Source organism: Asticcacaulis benevestitus DSM 16100 = ATCC BAA-896, from assembly GCF_000376105.1.
GTDB lineage: Bacteria > Pseudomonadota > Alphaproteobacteria > Caulobacterales > Caulobacteraceae > Asticcacaulis > Asticcacaulis benevestitus.
This window is the reverse complement of sequence record NZ_AQWM01000017.1, coordinates 14909-34815: the sequence shown is the minus strand read 5'-3', so window position 1 is coordinate 34815 and position 19907 is coordinate 14909. Positions and strand designations below refer to the sequence as shown.

Here is a 19907-nt window from a genome sequence, read left to right as displayed (position 1 = left end):
ATAGGATTATTGTTTGAAGGCCCGGTGGAGGGCCCCGATATGTTCTGGACCAATACCACAACATCCGCCGATCAGGGTCGCACCGGCGCGCTGCCAGGCTCGAGCGAAACGGGTATAGCCTTCTTCTGTGAGGTCAGAGCGAATGTCATCAAGCCCGGCATTGGCTTCAGCATCGGATCTCTGGGGAGGAAAGGCGTTGGCATAGACGCCCACGTGCAGATCCGACCCCGCCTTGTCAATGACGGTTCGGGCCACCGTCACCGCCTCGGCCATAACTTCGGGCTGACTGCAATTGAACAGAACAGCGGTTGCCTTCAGCCTTATCGCCGCCCGGACCGCATCGTCGACCTGTTGACCCGAGCGCAGGCGCGGAGGGCCTAAGCTATCTTCATCATAAAGCGTAAAGGATAGCCAGAGGGGCCGGACGTCCTCGCCCAGCACGTCACGCACCAGTTCAGCTTCTTCAATGGCGCTCAGGGTCTCTGCCTGCCAATGATCGACATACGGAGCCAGGGCATCAACCAGGGTCTGTAGCACTGGCCGCGCCGTTTCGGCGTTGAACTGGTCAGCGCGATAGGACCCACCGATCGGTGGCAGGGCGCCGGCCACCTGAACAGGATGCGGCGCTCTATTGGCGACCTCACGTGCCAGGCGTCCGGCCAGGGAAGCCAAAGCATGGCCGCGCTCGGCAAAGACGGCCTCACCGAGATGAAAGGGCACGACCGCGTAACTGTTCGTGGAAATGACCTCGGCGCCAGCCTGCACAAAGGCTTCGTGAACACGGGTGACCGCATCCGGCGCCTCGATCAGGGCGAGCGCTGACCATTCCGGCTGCCGGAACGGCGCCCCCATCCGCGCGAGTTCACGCCCTGTCCCGCCATCAAGGAGAGTGATTGCCATCAGATGACCTAAAAGCTGGCCGTAAGGCGGGCATAATAGGTGCCGCCGTTTATGCCATAGGGTGAGACGTGAGAATACTTGTCGTAGTTCAGGTTCTGATAAATCTCTGGCGCAATCTTAGTCGGGTAAACATTAAAGAGATTACTGGCACCGATATTGAGGCGTAAGCCGTCGTTGAAGCGGTAACCCAGATCAAGATCCGTAATGACCGCCGCCTTTGTGGCTATCTTATAGTAGGGTTCGGCATAGCCCTGCGCCTGGGTTGTTTTGCTGTAGTAGGTATTGCGCAAGGTCACCGCCCAGGCCCTGGAGGTCCAGACGCCCGCCAGTGAGGCCTTGATCTGGGGCGTGGCCGTCGTCAGATTGGAGCGCTGCACGGCGTCAACAAGACCAAGGCCTGCCGCTTCAAGCACCGCCGGCGCGTCATGGATCGCCCGTATGGTCGTTTTGTTGTAGCTGCCGGCGAATGTCCATTTGATGGCACCCAACTCCCCCAGTTGCTGGCGCCAGTCGGCTGTTATGTCGACACCGTCGGTCCGTGTATCCACACCATTCGTGAAGAAAACCGCCGCGACATTGGCCGGATCGAGCTCCGAGGGTACGACAGACCCGTTGGCTTCGATCGCCGCCAGCGCAAGTGGATCATAAAGATAGGCGGACTCGATAATCCGGTCATCCACCGCAATCGTGTAGGCATCGAGACTCACATGTAATCCACGAACCGGTTCAGCGACGAAACCGGCGCTGATGGATCGGGAGTTTTCGGGCTTGAGATCGGGCGCGCCAAGGATGGCTGCTCCTGGCGAGCCGAGCGGTAACTGGATCGAGGCATAGCCGGTCGTGACGGTTGTCGCCGAATAATATTGCTGGGCGAGCGTTGGCGCATGGAACCCGCTGCTAAGCGTGCCACGCAGGGCGAAGGTTGGCGACAGATTGTAACGCGTCGAAAGCTTGCCCGTTTGCGTATCGCCAACCCCATCATAGTGCTCGGCACGGACGGCCAGGCCAAGCTCCCATTTCGGGGTCACCAGGGTTGAGAGATCAACATAGCTGGCCAGACCGTCACGTTCGGCCTTAACCGCATCCGATGGGCGGAAGCCCGGAAAGGCCGAAGGGCCGCCTCCATAGTAAGAATTTGGCTCGCCGGCCTTGATCTCATAGGTTTCGTGCCTTGCCTCCACACCGACCGCAACGTTGAGGGGGGCCGCCAGCCCGACATTGAACGCCCGCTTGATATCAAGGTTGGTGGTCAGCTCTGACGAAATGAACGCACCGACATAAAAATCGCTTTGGGCATTGCCCGTGTCAGCGAGTAAGTCCGGATTGACCGTTTTGACATTGCGGAGATTTTCCTCGTCGCGACCGTAGGTCGCGCTCAGGTCCCAGTTCCAGGCATTGCCGGTCTGGCCACGCACGCCCGCGGTGAGGCTGTAATCCGCTTCATCAACCTTTTCCTGCGGGGTGAAGCCATTCGGATAAAGCAGGTCCGTTGCGTCAGAGACCCAGCCCGGCTGACGCGGATTTTCCCAGGCGGTCGCCTTGCGGTGGGCGGCCGTTCCAAAACTATAGACGGTGGCGGCGTCATTCAGTGGCTTCACCAGATTGAAGCCAAGCGTCGCGACGTCAGATTGAGGATCACCTTGCACCTTGGCGGTCTGCACATCGCCCGTCTCGCCACTCCGGTTGGAAAAATCATGATGACGATAGCCTGCGCTCACATTTAGCGTGCCGTCCTGGCCAAGCTTCACACCCGCCTCAACATCGATCTGCCCGCTGGCTCCGTCCCCCTTGTAGTAGCTTCCCCCAAGAACGGAGAGACTTCCACCTTTGCCGGAAGACTTCAATATGATGTTGATCACACCGGCAATGGCGTCAGAACCATACTGGGCGGCGGCGCCATCTCTCAGAACTTCAATATGGTCTATGGCCGCCAGCGGGATAAGATCGAGATCGACCGCGTTGGCCCCCTGTGCCGGATCGGAATCGGCATAAAGACCGGCCGACAGGTGGCGGCGCTTTCCGTTGACCAGAACAAGCGTATGGGCCGGACTGAGCCCACGGAGTTGAAAGGTGCGGGCCAGGGCGCCGACATCATAACCCACCGCCGGTCCGTTAAGGGATGGCAGTACGTTTTTCAACGCGTCTAACAGATTTGTCTGACCGGTGGCGCGTAGATCCGCAGCGGTGATGACATCGATGGGCGTCGCGCTGTCGCGCGCCTTCCGGCCGGTTTCGCGCGTGCCCGTTACGATGACCGTGACACCGCTCTCGGGTACGTCCGCCGGCGCCGGAACGCTCGCCTCAGTCTGAGCGCTCGCTGACGTCATGCTGACAAGTGCCATAAGGGACAGGCTGACCCCTGCCGACCAGGCGGCTTTCTTACTTAAATTGGACATGATGCCCCCACAGGCTGAGATTTGAAACATAGCGATGAGAGAAAGGCCACGCGCGCTTTCTCTTCAACTCTCCCGCTTTATATAAAGCGAGCCGAAAGACGCATAACGAGAAAAGATCGCGGCTCCGGCAAGAAAAACTAATCTAAATTAACACCAATTAGATTTTATTTAGAGGCAGGCCGTGCGCCCCCTCACCCTCGTACGCGCCTTGACTAAAAAGCGATCTAGGCCTTTGGCCTAAAAAGGGTGTCGGCGATGAAGGCCCCGACAAGAACAGCGCCGATGAACGGCAGGATGGCGAGAGGATCAAAGCCTAACCAGACGATCGCTGGCCCCGGACATATACCGCTCAACCCCCAGCCAACACCAAAGATCGCGGCCCCGGCGCCCAGGCGGAGATCTGGCTTTGCCGGCGGCGCTTCAAGCGTGTCGCCAACCAGGGGACGAGTCCGGCGCCGCGTCCACCAGAAAAGCGGCAGAGCCACAATCACGGCGCCACCCATGACAAAGGCCAGGGCGGGCCGCCACTCGCCCGCGATATCAAGGAAGCCCTTGACATTGTTCGTGTCGATCATGCCTGACCCAATCAGGCCGATACCGAACAGCCCGCCAAACACCAAGGCCAGGAGAGGCGCTAAAGCTTTCATGCGCCACCTCCATGGCGTACGATCCATACCGTCAGACCTGCCGTCGCCATAAAGATCACCACAGCCACAAGTGACCGTACGGACAATCGCGCCAGGCCACACACACCGTGTCCGCTCGTACAACCATTGCCAAGGCGCGTGCCAAATCCAACCAACAGGCCGGAGATGACAAGCAGCCCCGTCGGACTGCCGATGGCCTCAGGGAGCGGATAACGCAACAGACGCGCCCCCAGTCCCGCCAGCACAAGCCCCGCGACGAACAGCCACCGCCACGCTTGCGGTGTGCGCAGAAAGCTATCGCCGAAGATGCCGCTGATACCGGCGATACGACCGGTGGTCAGGTATAACCCGCCCGCAGCGAGACCGATCAGTGCGCCGCCCTCCAGCGCATAAAGGGCTGCCGATGTGTCAAAAGCCACGAGGCCTCTCCCTTAATGGCGCCAACCTACGGAGACGCCGACGGCGGTCTCTGCCAGGCTGATATCCGCCTCGCCACCGCCAAACGACGCGGGAATAGAACCGGCGCCCTTGACCGTCTTTTTCGGGGCGACCAGCACGTAGCCCGTCAGTTCGAGATCCGAGGTCAGCGCCCAGGTAGCGCCGGTCGTATATTGATCCTGAACCGTCGCCGGCGCCAGTATATTCAGAAAGGTTTCGCTGGCGGCGATCGGCTGATCCGAATGACTATAACCGCCGCGTACCGTCAGGCGAGGTGAAATAGCATAGTTTGCCCCCACCTTGTAGGTCGTCACGTCGCGCCACCCGAAGCCTGGACCGTTATCAGAGCCAAACGGGGCGCCCAGGAAGAGCTGGGAGAGCGGATTACCAACAGATTTGACCTCAGAGTAGTTAATCTTGCGGACATCGAAGGCCAGGTTGAGCGGGGCCGTTGCCTGATAACTGAGACCCACGCCGTATGTGGAGGGGGAATCAAAACTGCCGCCTTCGGCGAACAGACCGGAGTATTTTTTAAAGTCGCCCGCCTTGGTGCGCGACTTCCATGACGCGCCAAAAGCCAGCTTATCGGTGATATGCGCGAGATAACCGATGCGCACGCCACTTCCGAGTACCGTATCCTTGGAGCGATTGCTAAAATTGGCCGGGTCCTGCGAAGCGCTGGCAAAGGGCGAAAGGCCCTTGGCGTAAAACGCCTGCACGAGGATATCAAGCGAGACGCCGACACTCTGACGCTCGGTCAACCGGTAGGCATAGGTTGGGGAAATGAACAGTTGCTCCAGATTGACCCCGGCTGAACGGGTGGCGCCGAAGCGGCCAAAGGGGTTGACGGCATAATCAGTATTCATGCCACCATTACCATAGACCGCCACGCCCCAGGCGCTGCGACCGTTGATCTGCCGCACGAGACCAAATTCCGGAACGGCAAACAGCTTGCTGTCATTGCCGTCGTACCTTGCATCTGCCGCCATGCCATTGCCATGGATGACCGCTGAACGGTCGGGTGAAAAGACCTCCAGACCGGCGTCAAGGCGATTCCCCAGGTCGACGGCTGAGGCCGGATTGGCGGCAATAGCCAGTGAATCCTGCGCATGGGCGATTTCGGTACCGCCCGCGCCCTTCGCCTTGGCACCAATGCCATGAGCGAAGTAGCCATCGGTCGCGTGTGCGCCCGACGCCAGCCCCGCAGCCGCGACCATCGTAACCGTCGCCACCATGGACGCTTTGAACTTTGACATATGCAACCCCTTGCCCGTTAGAAAGAATGAATTTCCTACACTTTAGAATTCATTTCACAAACGACATTTGGTAATGCCAAACGCGGTAAAATCTAAATTGGCGAGTTCCCACGCCGCGCTGCTGGTTCCTGACCGCCGTAGCGACTGAAGGGGGGAACGCAGCGTCTAGATCAGGCACCTATAGGCTCGCGGACCCTATTTATGGTAAGTGGCGATGTCTTGCGCCAACCCTTCGAAGCGGGCAGATAGCTCTGCGATCGAGGACGAGATTTCCACCTTCATCCACTCCCGGAATATTCGGATTTTTCGTTCGCCCTTGCGTCGCTCCAGGCAGCAGAACCAAAAATCGCTCTTCGCCTTGGCCCATCCTTTGATAACCGGTATCAGGCGCCCCTCTTCTATGTCCCTTTGCCATAAGAGCGGGTTCACCATCGCGACCCCGTGACCGGCGACTGCCGCATTGCCGTCAAGAAGCTGACTGTCGAATCTAAGTTGCCCCTTCGCGGTCTGACTGGTCACCTGGCCTGTCACCGCCTCGTGCCACACAGCCCACCACGGATCGTCTGAGGTCGTCCGGGGCAGCTTTAAAACATCGTCAGGTGTGTCCACCGTTGCGTATCTTCGCAGAAATTCGGGGGAAGCTATCGGAAGGATAGGATACCGCATCAAAAAATCCGACGCCAGTCCGGGCCATGGTGACGAGGTATTCCGCAGGGCTACATCGGCCTCACCGGCCTCAAGATCGGCCATCTGGTCATTGGCCACCACCCTGACCGCCAGCCAGGGATGCAAGAGCTGGAAACGGCCGATACGCAAAGCCAGCCAGTTCGCACCAAAGGTCTGCGTACACGCGACCGTCAACACATCCCCCTCGGCTGGTCGGATCTCCGCAAAAGCCTTCGCGATAGAATCGAGGGCAAGCGTCATTGAAGGCGCGAGACGCTCACCCAAAGGCGTCAGAACAATGCCGCGACCACTTTTTGAAAACAGCGGCCCTTGAACCAGGCCTTCGAGGAGCCGGACCTGATAGCTGATGCCCGATTGGGTTATGCCGAGTTCATCTGCCGCACGCGTCAAACTGCCCAGACGTGCGGCCGCTTCGAACGCTCTAACGGCCAGGAGCGGGGGGAGGCGACGCGTTGCCATACAACAGTCTCACTTATGAATCGTGCGCTGGTCCTGATTGGACGTAGAGGGATACCAAACGCATTATGTCCGTTATACTTGAAGGAGATCAAGATGAAAGACGACTTCCTATCCGCGGAGTGGGCTCAGCACCACAGTGCTTTTACAAGTGGATTTTACGCCCTGCTCGTGCGTCTGTCCTTCGGCTTGTTGACGGACAAACCGGTGGTCCCGACTTCGGCCGACACGGTCGATCAGAGAGACACCCCTTAATCGGACTGGCATCCCACCGCGTTCAACGCCTTTGCGACGTTATAATGAGGACGACATCAACCAATGTCTCGACGATCTTGGCCCACATGGCGGCTCTCCTTCCATCTCATTGATACGCCAATATTCCTGACTTGCCGCCGCCACTCAAACGAGCTTATGGTCGCGTTCACATGACTTGAGGTTATGAATGAAACGAGGGCGCCTGCCATTGACTGCGTTGCGAAGTTTTGAAGCCGCAGGCCGGCTTAGCAGCTTCACGTCTGCGGCTGACGAGCTTTGCGTTTCGCAGGCCGCGATCAGCCGTCAGATACGTGACCTCGAGATTGAGTTGGGGCAGGCGCTCTTCGAACGCCGCCACAGGCGCGTTGTTCTTACGCCTGAAGGCGCCCGGCTTTTAACCGTCCTGACACAGTCATTCGACGATATCGATGCCAGCCTCAAAATCCTGCGGAACGAACAGCCGCTGCAAGTTTTGCGAATATCAGTAGAGCCCTCATTTGCGGCATGCTGGCTCATCCCTCACCTTCCGGATTTTCAGAACGATTATCCCCTTGTCGATATTGCCGTTGATTCCGATCCGCGGCTGGTCGAGTTTCGCAGCCAAGATGTCGAGATCGCCATTCGATACAGCCGGACGCATCACGCGTGGCCCCGAACGGACAGCCGATTACTCGCCCAGGTCGACATGCTTCCGGTGATCGCTCCCGGTTTAAGGGATAGCGGCCCTGAACTCGTAACCCCGGGTGACCTGTTCAATCATGTCTTGCTGCATGAGGAAAACAGGAACGCCTGGACGGAATGGTTCATGCTGGCTGGACTGGCGCTTCCGCAAACCACGCGCGGCCCTGTCCTGCCTGACGGGGGGCTTGTCATGCAAGCCGCAATACGCGGTCAGGGGATCGCCCTTCTGGACAAGATACTGGTCTCTGACGAAATCCGCACGGGCGGCCTGGTTCCTGCCTTCGAATTGTCGGTACCGAACGGCGCCTATTATATGGTTGTGCGCAATTTCAATCGCCTAACTCAACCGGCACAACAGTTCGCTCAGTGGCTTCAGGATCGCTTCGCAGCCAATACCGGCGAGCCCGTCTAGGCAGACGACCTGAGGAGATAATGCCATGGGCTTCAGGCATTCTGGACTTCGTATTCGTATCTTTCGGTACGGCTAGCCAAGCTGGTCGTTTACTGTCCTGGACATGGGCCTTCTGGCGCGGTGTGGCCGGAATGTCATGAGCCCAGGTCTTCGCTCACAGGCGCCGTACCTTCAGTGGTACCGCTTCGATAAGGAACTGGTCGTTGAACCGTTCCTCACCCGTGGGTGACTCGTGAAGGGTTGGCAGTTGCTGGATGGTTTTCACGACATCCATGCCTGAGGTTACCTGACCGAAGGCGGAGAAACCGGCCGCGCCGGGGCCTTCAATCACACCAGCGTCAAGCTTTCGCTGTTCGCCTATGCAGATAAAGAACTCGCTGCTGGCGCCAAACTCGGCCGTGCGCCCCATGGAGATGGTCCCATCGATGTGGCGCAGCCCCGTGAGGGTGGTCGGTTCATGCGCGATCGGTGGCACATCCTTGCAGCGCGTCCAGCCGATACCGCCCTGGATCACGTCGATGGTCGGAAGTTCGCCATAGGTCTGGCTGGAGATCACGATCCTGTAGAAATCGGCCCCTTCCAGCGTGTTGTTATCGATCAGGTTCAGGAAATTGGCCGTGGTGATCGGTGCGTGCACATCGTCGAGGTCGAGGTCGATGTTGCCATAGGGGGTTTCAATACGGACAGGGATCATCAGGCGGCTCCTTTAGCGGCGATGTCATCGGCATAGGTCACCTGCTGGCCTACGCCGCGGGCATGTTGGACAGCCGGATGCGCAGCAATACGGCCGGCCCACTGACCGATAGGTTCCGGAAGCTCAATCTGAGCCTGCCAGTCGGCATTGATCCGCTCGAGCGCGCCAAAAAAAGTGTGATAGGCGAGGTCGACAAGGCCGATGGCCTCACCGTCCCAGTACGGGCCGGGCCGGTGAATGAGCCCCCAATACACCACCTGCTCAAGTCCGGCCTTCAGGCTTTCATGCGCGGTAGCTTTTTTTTCAACATCGCGGCCTGGCGCAAAGGCACTGAGAAGCGGGATGAGTTCACGGTCGCAATGGCGCACCCACAAACGATTGGCGATGCGCGCCTGGGGATCGACGGGGCGCAGCGGCGTCTCAGGCACTATGTCGTCGAAATAGTCATTGATGACCGCCGACTCGTAGACGACGAAGCCATCGATGCGCACCGTCGGCGTCCGTGCATAGGGTGACAGCGACAGGAACTCTTCCGTTTTTTGCCCCGACCGATCACAGGAGGGAACAATGCTATAGGCTTGCTTCTTAAGCTCCAGCGCGGCGAAGTTGCGCTCGGCCCAGCCGCAGCCAGGCTTGGTGAAAATCTCGATGACAGGCACAGTTTATCTCAATTCTTCAGGGGGTAGGGTTTGCGATTGGAGTTGCCGGCGAATGTCCTCCAGGCGCTTCCGATTGAGCGGATATTTCCAGCACAGAAGGCCGGCGAGCACATTCAGCGCGAGCGGTATCCAGATGATGGCCAGGAAGAAGCCTGCCATGGCGACAGGACCATTGGCGCCCTTGACCGAGAAGCCGAACAATCCGGCGATAACGAAGGCGATCCCGCTGCCGGCGGCGAGGTTGAACTTATTGATGAAGGTCAAGGCGGCAAAGTAATTGCCGGAGTGGCTCTCACCGCTCTGTAAGGTGCCAAAATCGACGATATCCGACAGCATGGCGTTTTGGGCAGCCATGGCGCCGGCGGTCGCTATTGCCGCCAGAGAAAAGAAACCGAACAATTGCCAGAAGGCGTAGGGCCCCGGCACGATGACATACATGCCCAGATTCGTCACGGCCGTCAGCAGGATGCAAATGCCGATGATCAGGTGCTTGTCGATCCACCGCGCCAGATAGAGCCAGAGAACGGCGCCAACCACGAACAGAACGTAGACCGACAGCATGACGTAGGAATACTGGCCGCTTATGCCGAGATAGGTGTCGAGATAGAAGTAATAGAGCCCCGAGACCATGCCCGACGAGAGGCCCTGCGCCGTAAAAATGGCGACGAACAGGAGAAACGGCTTATTGCGGAACATGTCCCGAAGGACCGTCTTGGCCGGCACCTTGCGCACGTCCGCGCTATGGGTATTGCCGTTTGGCAAGAGCAACATGGGCGGGATAGTCAGGACAAGAAAGATCACGACCAGCCAGGCGGCGACGGACATGACCTGAGGCGTCATCTCGGTCGTCTTGAACACGCCCGTGAGCGGGATCAGGGGCACCATGGCTGTCGCCAGCATGCCCGCATTGTAACGCCAGGTGGAGAGGCTATGGCGTTCGCCGGGATCTTCGGAGAGTTCGCTGAGCCAGGCAGAATGCGCGATTTCCTGCAAGGTCCATCCCAGGCTCATCAGAAAGAAAGCCAGGGTGAAATAGACGTAGCCGGTGGAATATTGCGGCTGGAAGGCCGCTAGGGTTCCGGCGCCTCCGAGGACGGCGCCCACCAGTATCCAGGGTTTGCGCCGGCCCAGACGCGAGCGCGTCCGGTCAGATAGAAAACCAATGACCGGATCGAGCACCGCATCGAGCACACGTAAGGTCGTGAGGATGGCGCCGACAAGCACCAGTTCCAGGCCCGCGTGCTTGATGTAGAGTGCCGGCAAGATCATGAAGGCGGGGGCCTGCATGATCATGAAGGGGATGTTGACGGCCGCGTAGATGGATTTCTTTGCGACCGTCGACAGAGGTTTCCTAGAGGAAATCGCCATTTGGCTTAGAAGCCGACTTGAATGTTGAACGACGCGTTGAGCGGCGCGCCAGCATAGAAATAACCGGGCTGGACGTAGTACCAGAACTGCTTGTCGCCCAGGTTTTCCACCTGCAGACGGAAGGTCACCGGACGGCCTGAGATTTCAGTCGTGTAGCGTCCGCCGGCATTGAATACCGTGTAGCCGGGCAGGAAGAGGCTATTGGTTTCATCGATGGCCTCGTTGCTGTTGGCGCGTGCGCCGATGTTCAGGCTGAGGCCAGGCACCGCATTAACGCGGTAATCCAGGTTGGCCACGGCCTGGGTGCGTGGTGCGCCGGCGGCACGGTTACCATCAAGTGCGGGATCGCCCTTTTGATAGGCGGTGTCGAGGGCCGTCACGCCACCGGACAGACGCAAGGATTCGGTAAGCGATACATAACCGTTGACCTCAAGGCCTTCGTAACGGATTTCGCCGTTCTGGACGAAAACGTTACTGGCATTTCCATACTCGGCGCCGCGCTCGACACGGAACAGGGCCGCGTTTCCACCCCAGGCCTTGGACTTGTATTTCGCGCCGATTTCGTACTGCTTGCTGCGCAGCGGCTCCAGAACCTGATCGGCGTTGGCGTAGGATGCGCCGACGACGCTGCCCTGTTCCAGCGCTTCAACATAAGACGCATAGAGGGTGGCATCCGGGACCGGCTTATAGAGCAGCGCCAGGGTCGGGGTGATCGGCGACTGGTTATATTTTGAGGCCTGAGCCCCGGTGCGCGTGAAGCTCGTCTGTTCGTAATCCGTGTAGCGCAACCCGGCCAGCACTTGGAGCTTCGTGGTCAAATCGATGCTGTCGCTGGCGAAGATCGCCGTCTGGATGAAGTCCGCTGAATGATAAGGCGCGTAGGTGTTGGACTTGTCCCAGGTCAGGCGGGTATTGCCATAGAGGTTGAGATTGCCGAGATAGCCCCAGACCTGATTGGCGTTGGCGTAGTTTTCCTGCTTCTGATAGCTGGCGCCAAACACCAGGTGGTGCTTAAGCGAACCCGTCGTGACATCACCTTCGGCCAGGGCCTGGAACAGATCCACCTTGTTTTCGGAGCGGCTGGCATTGAGGTAATCGACCGTGTCGCCCGAGGCATCGACCGGATAGAACCAGTCGGCGGCGAAGCGCGCTAACCGGTCAGTGACCGACACGTCAAACTTGGCCTTCCAGGTCTCGTTGATCTGCCATTTGAGGCCCGTGCTGGCGAGCGCGAACTTCGTGTTGAAGAAGGTGCCATCGGAGGCCGGGAGTTCACGACCGCCGTCGACTGTCGGGATGATTTCGGTGCCGGTATAGAAGGCCGTGCCAAAGCCCTGGACCTGTCCGCTGGTGTCACGCTCCTGGTAGATCAGGTCGGCCGTCCAGAGCAGGTCAGGCGTCAGACGCGCGTCAAACGACCCCGTCAGGGCGTTCCTGTGAATCTCGGCGCCATTATAGGCGTCGCCGCTTTCGGCCACGGCGTTGATGCGATAGCCAAACACATCATTGGCGCCCAGACGCCCGCCGACATCGGCATGTGCTTCGATAAGGCTGCCGCCATGGTAACCGACGTCAAACGTAGCGGTTGTCTTGTCGGTCGGCTTCTTGGTGACGTAGTTGACGATGCCGCCTGGCGAGCCAAAGCCGTACTGGAAGCCGGTCGCGCCCTTCAGAAGTTCAACCTGCTGGAAGACTTCCAGTGGCAGTTCGATGCTAAACGAGTAGATGGGCAGATTGTTGATCTTGAAGCCGTTGGACTCATCGAGCTGCAGGCCACGGACATTGATATGGTTGCTGTGGAAGGTGTACGAGTTGCCTGCCGCGTTGACGGACGGGTCATCGGCAAACACCTGACCCAGAGAGTTGACCTGACGATCCAGAAGTGCATCAGCGTCGATGACCGACAGGCCAAACGGCGTGTCAAGCGCGGAGCGCGTCCCGAGCGCGCCGGTGGTCGGAATGGCCGTCCGACGCAGGCCCTTGACCGTTACCGTCTCGATCTGTTCGTCGCTATTGGACACGGCCGCATCGCTGGTGGCCGCATAGGCATGAACCGGAGCGACAGATACAGCCGCCAGAACCAGCAGGCTCGCCGTCGTGGTGAAGAGACTACGCTTCATTTAAAACCTCTCAGATGCAGAATGTGTTTGAGCGAAAATCGCTGACTGAGGCCGTCATCACAGAACAAGAAAAACGTTCAAGTTAGATTTTATATCTCGTTTCATTAGCTAAATAACAATACTGCACTAAGTTAGTGTTATTTATAGATTTTCCGGCAAACGCCTTGCGGCGTACGGTATACGAAATTCCCCTTGCTGTGATCATAATGATACAGTCAGGCCTGTATGTTTGTAAAGGTGTTGAGTGAAGGATATCGGTCCTGCCATGGTTTTATCGAAACGACTCGTGACATGAAGACTTGTTTTCCCCCCCGGAAAGCCCGATGACATGATCCAGACCGCTTCGTGACGGCTCAATTCTACAGGTGATACATGCCCCTCTCCTCAGCCGGAACGCCGAGACGAACGCAGGAAGAACGCACAGCTGATATGAAGGACCGGCTGCTCAGGGCGGCTCTGGAGGGACTGGCAGAAGACGGCTATGCGGGGACATCCACCCAGGATGTGGTCAAACGCGCCGGCGTCTCGCGTGGCGCCCTCGTCCATCACTTTCCAACTAAGGTCGACCTGTTCGCCGAAGCCGCCGCCTTCCTGATCAGTCGCCGTATTCTGCGTACGAACGCCATGGCGGACAAGTTGAAAGGCCGGGACGACGAACTGGAGCAGCACCTTCGGCTGGTCTGGGAGAATTACCGGCAGGACTTTCCGGCCAATATTGAATTCATGATCGCGGCGCGCACCGACAAGGCCTTGCGTCAACGCTTCGACGAACGGCTTGAAGATTATCTGCCCGAGTCGACGCCGCAAAGCGACGCACAAGAGCCGATGTCCTACCTCGCGCATGACCCTACGCCCCGACTGACGGAGTATATGATCGGGTGTTTTATTCGCGGACTGTGCCTGGAAGAAATCGTCAATGACCAGCAACTGACGGAAGAGGTGTTTCAGAAATTCGTCATGCTGATGGCGTTGGCGCTGGGCAAGCTTGATGCAACGCCGCCGGCTCCTTAAGTCTTGAGAGTACGATCATGATCCGTGACATACTGAAAATGGGTGATGCCCGCCTCCTGCGTGTCGCCCAACCGATCGAAGACATCCACGATCCCGCCTTGCAGGTGATCATCGCTGACATGTATGAGACCATGCACTCTGCGGACGGTGTCGGTCTGGCCGCACCGCAAATTGGCGTCGATTTGAGATTGATGATTTTTGGTTTCGATGCCAATCCGCGATATCCGGACGAAAAGCCGGTTCCGGTTACGACCATCCTCAACCCGTGGCTTGAAACTCTGACAGACGCGACCGAGGATGGTTGGGAGGGATGCCTGTCTGTACCGGGCATGCGCGGGTGGGTGCCACGCGCGACCCATATTCGTTATGGCGGCACACTTGAGGACGGCAGCCCGCTGGAGCGCGAAGCGCATGGTTTTCATGCGCGTGTGTTCCAGCATGAGTTTGATCATCTGAATGGTGTTCTTTACCCTCAGCGTATCCAGGACTTGACCAAGTTTGGCTTTATAGAAGCCCTCTTCCCGGATGGCCTTTGACACAGCGCAATCCTGGATAGCCGCCGGCGGCAGTCGCTGGCATGTTGTCAATTTAAAAGGATAGGCCGTCTAGCTGTATCATCTAAGCTCGGAATATTATTCACTCCACCGGATCGAAAACTAGAACTGATGTTACTGCAAATTCGACGCGATGATTGGCGTAGCCATCGTGTTGGATGTCGACACAGACACAAACACTTGAGCTACCCTTGATCTGCCACTAATCGATACCCCCACTTTGACCGCTCAATCTCTTTTGCAACGTCAAGCCAATGGGCGGCTGTCGGCCAGGCGTTTCAGCGTCCCCCCCCCCCGTCTTCACGAAGGCTCGGTCGCTCTTCAGGAAGATGTCTAGCATATACGGGTCAAGTCACCCACGGGCTCTTCGACGCCAAAAACCGTCCTTTAGAGGAAGGAGTTTGGGCGCTAAAGCGACCGCGCCCAAACCGTGACAATTCGTTTACACCTTATCCAGAGCTTGAGACACATCTGCGATGATGTCGTCGATGTGCTCGATACCGATCGACAACCGCACCAGGTCCTCTGAGACACCGGCCTTAACCAGTTCATCCGGGCCGAGCTGACGATGCGTCGTAGATGCGGGGTGGCATGCCAGCGATTTGGCGTCGCCGATGTTCACCAGACGATAGATCATCTGCAAGGCGTCGATAAAGGTAGCGCCAGCATCACGCCCGCCTTTAATGCCGAATGACACAATGCCCGAGGCCTTGCCTTGAGTATAGGCCTGCGCCAAAGCATTATACCGGTTGTCCGGCAATCCCGCATAATTAACCCAGGCAATCTTGGGGTGGCTATTGAGATACTCCGCCACGGCTTGTGCGTTGCTGCAGTGGCGTTCCATTCGAAGACACAGGGTTTCCAGCCCCATTAAAATCAGGAACGCACTGTGCGGGGATAAGGCCGCGCCTTTGTTGCGCAGAGGCACGACGCGACACCGACCAATATAGGCCGCCGGCCCAAACGCTTCGGTGTAAACAACGCCGTGATACGAGGGATCAGGCTCATTCAAAGCCCTGAAACGTGCCTTTTGAGCGGTCCAATCGAACTTGCCGGAATCGACTATAATACCGCCGATGGAATTGCCATGACCGCCGATATATTTGGTCAGGGAGTGGACGACAATGTCCGCGCCGAAATCAAAGGGTCTGCACAGAAAAGGGGTAGCGACCGTGTTGTCTACGATCACCGGAACGCCGTGACGATGGGCGATTTCACTGATGCGCTTGAGATCGACGATGTTTCCGGCCGGATTGCCGATGGATTCGCAAAAGACCGCCTTGGTCCTGGCGTCGATGAGGCGTTCCAGCGCGTCAAAATCATCGGCTGCAAAAAGGCGGACCTCGATCCCCTGCCGCGGAAACGTGTGCATGAACAGATTATAGGTGCCACCATAAAGCTGGCTAACCGAAACGATATTGTCGCCGGCATCTGTAATGGCCTCAATGGCTGCCGTGATGGCGGCCATGCCGGACGCGACACACAAGCCTCCTATACCGCCCTCCATTTCAGCGACGCGCTGCTCCAGAACGGCCGTGGTCGGGTTCATAATGCGGGAATAGATATTGCCGGCAACTTTCAGATCGAACAGGTCCGCTCCATGCTGGGTATCGTCGAATGTGTAGGACGTTGTCTGGTAGATTGGCACCGCCGCCGGACGCTGTGGCACCTCAGGCTTATAGGCGTGGTGTAGAGCCAAAGTTTGGAGTTTCATTAAGCATTTCCTCTGTTTATTTAGCGTTAGGCGTCCGAGGTCAAAGGGTATTCGTTGCTATTTTCAACCAAGGCTGACGCAACCGAGGTGAGATTCCCAGGTTGTGTCGTGCCATGTAAAACCCCTACTTCAGTTTTTAGATTTGTTGAACAGGGGTTCTACGAGATTGCGCTTTCGGCATTTTCCCGATTGTGGACCGCCCGGGTCTGGCGCGGGCTCCATCTCATTCCAGGATTGGGATACGCCGAATAAATTCTCCCGTGATGTCCGTGAGGGCTGCGAGCGGATGGTTCTTAATCATGAAGCCCATTAGCAGGCTCATGACTGCACCTTTGCGAGCATTCGTCGATATTGTCGAACCGCGACATGTTCCGCGAGGGATCGTTCCGCGCGAGTTTTGTTAGCGACACTGAACTACTACTGACGCTATGCCTGCCAACCTCGATCTGAAGCCGGGCCGGATCAAAAGAGAGGCTGATTTGTTGATGGCTCCTGTTTCCACTGCCGGAAGAGATAGACCCAAGATTGCAAAAATTTGCATTTTGCCCCACGGCGATTGTGGTTATTAACCATTAATTTATCCACAGGGGCGCAGCGTTGGTTTTCAAATGCAACTTTTTGTATTGCTGGGGAACGACAATGTTTAAGAATATGACGATCCGCGCACGCGTTATCGGCGCGTTCGCCTTGGTGCTTTGCGCCACCATAGGCCTCGGCCTTTTCTCTATTCAACGTCTGAGTGCGGTCAATGCCGCCGCACAGGATGTGGCCCTTAACTGGCTACCTGCCGCTAATGTGCTTGGCGATTTATCGCAAGATTTTGAACAGATGCGCAGTCGTCAAGCCCAGCTTATCCTCGTTTCGCCCGAAGCGCGTCTTGATATGAAAGACAAGATCGCCGATTCCATGAAGCGTATCGAAAAGGATTTGAAAGCCTATGAACCACTGATCTCTGAGGGTGACGAACGCCGGATGGCTGAAGCGATCAACAAGGCTAAGGGGGCCTGTCTGGCCGACAACGCAACGCTGTTTGCCATGGTTGAATCTGGAGATCAGGCCGGTGCCATATCTCTGTTCCAGGGTTCTATGAAGAAGAACGCCGATACTCTGCGCAAAGCCATCGGCAGCGATCGCGCCTTCCAGTTGAAAGCGGGCAACGACGCGGCTGAAGCCGGTGTTGCCCTCGGCAAGACAGCCATCACTCTCATCATGATCGCTCTCGGCGCGACCGCCGCCGCTTGTTTCGTCATTGGCTTTGCCATGATCCGCGGCATCTCCCTGCCGATCAGCCGGATGTCCGGCGTCATGCAGAAACTGGCTGATGGCGACACCGCCGTGGTCATCCCCAATGTCGGCGAACGCAGCGAAATCGGCGATATGGCCAAGACGGTCGAGGTCTTCAAGTACAATCTGATCCGTACTCTAGCTCTCGAAGAAGAAGCCCGTCAGGTCCGCGCAGATGCCGAGGTTCAGCGCAAGAAGACCATGTATGATCTGGCCGATCAGTTTGAGAATGCCGTTGGTGGCATTGTCGAACTGGTCTCTTCCGCCGCTACAGAAATGCAGGCCACGGCCCAGCAACTGACCTCGTCGGCGCATGAATCGGCCGCCCAGGCCACCTCGGTTTCCGCCGCCGCCGAAGAAGCCGGCACCAATGTCACCTCAGTCGCCGGTTCGGCCGAAGAACTGGGCGCCTCGGTGCAGGAAATCGGCCGTCAGGTCGAGCACTCGTCGATCAAGGCACGTGAAGCCGTCCGTGAGGCCGACGCCACCGCCGCCATCGTGCAGGAACTGTCCGAAGCCGCCGACCGCATCAACGGCATTGTCGATATGATCACCGGCATCGCCTCGCAGACCAACCTTTTGGCGCTCAACGCCACTATCGAATCGGCCCGCGCCGGGGAAGCCGGTAAGGGCTTCGCCGTCGTCGCCTCGGAGGTGAAGGCCCTGGCTGGCCAGACCAGCCGCGCCACAGCCGAGATCAGCCAGCACATCGGCAGTATTCAATCGACCACCCGCCGCGCCGTAGAGGCCATCGAGAACATCACCGGCACCATCCGCGACATCAACGACTCGTCATCGACCATCGCCGCCGCTGTGGAGCAGCAGGGCTCGGCCACCAATGAGATCGTCCAGGCCGTCAATCAGGCGTCGATGGGTACGCAGGAGGTGACCACGAACATCACCGGCGTGGCCCGCATGGCCGAGGAAACCGGCGCCGGTGCCGCTCAGGTGCTGTCGGCCTCCGGCGAACTGGCCCATCAGGCCGCCAACCTGCGCAACCAGATCAACGGCTTCCTGGCGCACGTCCGGGCGGCGTAAGGCTCTGATCATCCTCCCTTGCGAAGCGGCAACTTCGTTGTGGGGGGAGGTGTAATCGCGAAGCCCGCAGATCTGGTGTCGCTTTCGGAAGATGGGCCGAAAATACATAAAAGGACGCGGCATAATTTATCGCCGCGTCCTTTTTATTGCCAACCCTCATGACAAGACTAAAATCAACCGCGCAAGCTTCCCGATCGCGGCACAGGCATTCTTAACAACGAGATTTATATCGGCCGGCAGATATGGAACCGAATGCGTTATCTGAAGGACCCGACCAGCGGCCGGCGCGTGTCACGTATGAATCCTCGATCTGAATGGGTCATTTCAGATGTGCCGCACCTTCGCATTGTCACTCAGGAGATTTGGGACCAAGCGCGGCAGAGGCTTGACGAAATCCGTGAAAAAACAGCGCCTCAGTGAACGGGACGACAAAACAGGATGGCGCACGGGCTGGTCCATATGAAGAAGCCCAAGTGGCTCCTGTCGGGTTTACTAACCTGCGGCGTTTGTGGGGGCAGTTATGCGATGCGTGGCATCGACAGATATGGATGTGCGAACCGCAGCGCCGGGACCTGTGCCAATGGTCGAACTGTACGTCAATCTCATCTGGAAGAAGGCGTGTTGAGCGGCCTAAAAGATCGCATGCTCGCACCCGATGTCGCGGAAATGGCGATGAAAGGTTTCATCGAGGAGGTGAATAAGCAGAACCATGCTCGCCGCGCGAATGAGCGTGCCTGGCAGGCGGAGTTGGCCAAAACCCAAAAGGCTATTGGTGCAATCATAACGGCCATCGAAGAGGGACTTTATAATGAAGACATGAAAGCCAGAATGGCCGATTTGCAAAACCGCAAGTCTGACCTGCAGATGCGTTTGGATCACGAGACCGTCGCTGAGCTCGATAAACTACCAAGTCTGGCGAATGTTTATCGGGAAAAAGTGCAACGGCTCACGGTCGCGTTGAATAACGAGGAGGAACGGGAGGGAGCGGCCGAAGTACTCCGGGGACTGATAGATAGAATCGTCCTTACCCCTGGGGAGGCAGATGAGATGTACGCAACCATTCACGGCGAATACGGCAACGTTCTAAATTGGCTGGCCGACCAATGCCGGCAAACAAAAACCCCCTTGGCTTTCGCCTCGGGGGTCTGTGTTGTAGTTTCTGATAGACTTCCTGTCACCACACCCGAAGGCGTAGTTAAGTTGGTTGCGGGGGCCAGATTTGAACTGACGACCTTCAGGTTATGAGCCTGAGCAAAAATCGCACATCCTCATGAATCTATACATAATTTAGGCCATTGAAAAATACTTGTGCTAGACCATCATGTCCGTGAGGCATT

Annotated in this window: 17 protein-coding genes; 6 read left to right on the top strand and 11 right to left on the bottom strand. The window is 57.7% G+C overall.

Annotation, left to right across the window (positions count from 1 at the left end; genetic code table 11):
- Positions 1–6: 6 nt before the first annotated feature.
- The 6 genes from B060_RS0115350 to B060_RS24780 form a co-directional block, all read right to left on the bottom strand.
- On the bottom strand, positions 7–900 hold the full coding sequence (locus B060_RS0115350; protein ID WP_026172883.1) for a homocysteine S-methyltransferase family protein: 894 nt from the start codon (positions 898–900) through the stop codon (positions 7–9).
- 8 nt (positions 901–908) lie between these two features.
- Positions 909–3296, bottom strand: a complete 2388-nt coding sequence (locus tag B060_RS0115345; protein ID WP_201768097.1) for a TonB-dependent receptor plug domain-containing protein — start codon at positions 3294–3296, stop codon at positions 909–911.
- Positions 3297–3520: 224 nt separating this feature from the next.
- Positions 3521–3943, bottom strand: coding sequence for a DUF6691 family protein (locus B060_RS0115340; RefSeq protein ID WP_018082681.1), 423 nt, complete (start codon positions 3941–3943; stop codon positions 3521–3523).
- Positions 3940–4362 (bottom strand): YeeE/YedE family protein, encoded by a 423-nt coding sequence (locus B060_RS0115335; protein ID WP_018082680.1) that lies wholly within the window; start codon positions 4360–4362, stop codon positions 3940–3942. The genes B060_RS0115340 and B060_RS0115335 overlap by 4 nt, the downstream gene beginning before the upstream one ends.
- Positions 4363–4374: 12 nt before the next feature.
- Positions 4375–5637 (bottom strand): OmpP1/FadL family transporter, encoded by a 1263-nt coding sequence (locus B060_RS0115330; RefSeq protein WP_018082679.1) that lies wholly within the window; start codon positions 5635–5637, stop codon positions 4375–4377.
- A gap of 195 nt (positions 5638–5832) precedes the next feature.
- Positions 5833–6783, bottom strand: coding sequence for a LysR substrate-binding domain-containing protein (locus B060_RS24780; protein WP_018082678.1), 951 nt, complete (start codon positions 6781–6783; stop codon positions 5833–5835).
- Between the two features lie 439 nt (positions 6784–7222).
- Between B060_RS24780 and B060_RS0115315 the strand changes: the two genes are divergently transcribed.
- Complete coding sequence (locus B060_RS0115315) at positions 7223–8128, top strand: LysR substrate-binding domain-containing protein (RefSeq protein WP_035423274.1); 906 nt, start codon at positions 7223–7225, stop codon at positions 8126–8128.
- Positions 8129–8282: 154 nt separating this feature from the next.
- Here B060_RS0115315 and B060_RS24775 read toward each other — a convergent pair whose 3' ends face one another.
- Genes B060_RS24775 through B060_RS24770 form a run of 4 tightly spaced genes read right to left on the bottom strand, consistent with a single transcriptional unit; the run spans position 8283 to position 12969 of the window.
- Complete coding sequence (locus B060_RS24775; RefSeq protein WP_018082675.1) at positions 8283–8822, bottom strand: peptidylprolyl isomerase; 540 nt, start codon at positions 8820–8822, stop codon at positions 8283–8285.
- Positions 8822–9481, bottom strand: coding sequence for a glutathione S-transferase family protein (locus tag B060_RS0115305; RefSeq protein ID WP_018082674.1), 660 nt, complete (start codon positions 9479–9481; stop codon positions 8822–8824). Before B060_RS0115305 ends, B060_RS24775 begins: the two co-directional genes overlap by 1 nt.
- 3 nt (positions 9482–9484) lie before the next feature.
- Complete coding sequence (locus B060_RS0115300) at positions 9485–10849, bottom strand: MFS transporter (protein ID WP_018082673.1); 1365 nt, start codon at positions 10847–10849, stop codon at positions 9485–9487.
- Between the two features lie 5 nt (positions 10850–10854).
- The gene (locus B060_RS24770; RefSeq protein ID WP_018082672.1) at positions 10855–12969 is read right to left on the bottom strand and encodes a TonB-dependent siderophore receptor; all 2115 of its coding nucleotides are present in this window, start codon (positions 12967–12969) and stop codon (positions 10855–10857) included.
- Positions 12970–13398: 429 nt separating this feature from the next.
- Here B060_RS24770 and B060_RS26200 point away from each other — a divergent pair, with 429 nt between their 5' ends.
- On the top strand, positions 13399–13980 hold the full coding sequence (locus B060_RS26200) for a TetR/AcrR family transcriptional regulator (protein ID WP_018082671.1): 582 nt from the start codon (positions 13399–13401) through the stop codon (positions 13978–13980).
- A gap of 17 nt (positions 13981–13997) precedes the next feature.
- Positions 13998–14516 (top strand): peptide deformylase, encoded by a 519-nt coding sequence (gene def / locus B060_RS0115285; protein WP_018082670.1) that lies wholly within the window; start codon positions 13998–14000, stop codon positions 14514–14516.
- A gap of 460 nt (positions 14517–14976) precedes the next feature.
- Here def and B060_RS0115275 read toward each other — a convergent pair whose 3' ends face one another.
- Positions 14977–16248: an O-acetylhomoserine aminocarboxypropyltransferase/cysteine synthase family protein gene (locus B060_RS0115275; RefSeq protein WP_018082668.1), complete on the bottom strand. Its 1272-nt coding sequence runs from the start codon at positions 16246–16248 to the stop codon at positions 14977–14979.
- A gap of 639 nt (positions 16249–16887) precedes the next feature.
- Here B060_RS0115275 and B060_RS0115265 point away from each other — a divergent pair.
- The 3 genes from B060_RS0115265 to B060_RS24760 all read left to right on the top strand — a co-directional run bounded on the left by B060_RS0115265 (position 16888) and on the right by B060_RS24760 (position 19815).
- Positions 16888–18570, top strand: a complete 1683-nt coding sequence (locus B060_RS0115265; RefSeq protein WP_018082666.1) for a methyl-accepting chemotaxis protein — start codon at positions 16888–16890, stop codon at positions 18568–18570.
- 207 nt (positions 18571–18777) lie between these two features.
- Positions 18778–18990, top strand: a complete 213-nt coding sequence (locus B060_RS28455) for a recombinase family protein (RefSeq protein ID WP_081606879.1) — start codon at positions 18778–18780, stop codon at positions 18988–18990.
- A 39-nt stretch (positions 18991–19029) separates the two neighbouring features.
- The gene (locus B060_RS24760; RefSeq protein WP_157405652.1) at positions 19030–19815 is read left to right on the top strand and encodes a recombinase zinc ribbon domain-containing protein; all 786 of its coding nucleotides are present in this window, start codon (positions 19030–19032) and stop codon (positions 19813–19815) included.
- The last annotated feature ends 92 nt before the right edge of the window (positions 19816–19907 follow it).

What these genes read in the sequence shown, in the direction of transcription:
- B060_RS24760 (WP_157405652.1), top strand. Translation starts at nt 19,030, where the DNA reads ATGAAGAAGCCCAAGTGGCTCCTGTCGGGTTTACTAACCTGCGGCGTT.
- B060_RS24770 (WP_018082672.1), bottom strand. Translation starts at nt 12,969, where the DNA reads ATGAAGCGTAGTCTCTTCACCACGACGGCGAGCCTGCTGGTTCTGGCG.
- B060_RS0115350 (WP_026172883.1), bottom strand. Translation starts at nt 900, where the DNA reads ATGGCAATCACTCTCCTTGATGGCGGGACAGGGCGTGAACTCGCGCGG.
- B060_RS26200 (WP_018082671.1), top strand. Translation starts at nt 13,399, where the DNA reads ATGAAGGACCGGCTGCTCAGGGCGGCTCTGGAGGGACTGGCAGAAGAC.
- B060_RS0115300 (WP_018082673.1), bottom strand. Translation starts at nt 10,849, where the DNA reads ATGGCGATTTCCTCTAGGAAACCTCTGTCGACGGTCGCAAAGAAATCC.
- B060_RS0115345 (WP_201768097.1), bottom strand. Translation starts at nt 3,296, where the DNA reads ATGTCCAATTTAAGTAAGAAAGCCGCCTGGTCGGCAGGGGTCAGCCTG.
- B060_RS0115265 (WP_018082666.1), top strand. Translation starts at nt 16,888, where the DNA reads ATGTTTAAGAATATGACGATCCGCGCACGCGTTATCGGCGCGTTCGCC.
- B060_RS0115330 (WP_018082679.1), bottom strand. Translation starts at nt 5,637, where the DNA reads ATGTCAAAGTTCAAAGCGTCCATGGTGGCGACGGTTACGATGGTCGCG.
- B060_RS24780 (WP_018082678.1), bottom strand. Translation starts at nt 6,783, where the DNA reads ATGGCAACGCGTCGCCTCCCCCCGCTCCTGGCCGTTAGAGCGTTCGAA.
- B060_RS0115340 (WP_018082681.1), bottom strand. Translation starts at nt 3,943, where the DNA reads ATGAAAGCTTTAGCGCCTCTCCTGGCCTTGGTGTTTGGCGGGCTGTTC.
- B060_RS0115315 (WP_035423274.1), top strand. Translation starts at nt 7,223, where the DNA reads ATGAAACGAGGGCGCCTGCCATTGACTGCGTTGCGAAGTTTTGAAGCC.
- B060_RS24775 (WP_018082675.1), bottom strand. Translation starts at nt 8,822, where the DNA reads ATGATCCCTGTCCGTATTGAAACCCCCTATGGCAACATCGACCTCGAC.
- B060_RS0115275 (WP_018082668.1), bottom strand. Translation starts at nt 16,248, where the DNA reads ATGAAACTCCAAACTTTGGCTCTACACCACGCCTATAAGCCTGAGGTG.
- def (WP_018082670.1), top strand. Translation starts at nt 13,998, where the DNA reads ATGATCCGTGACATACTGAAAATGGGTGATGCCCGCCTCCTGCGTGTC.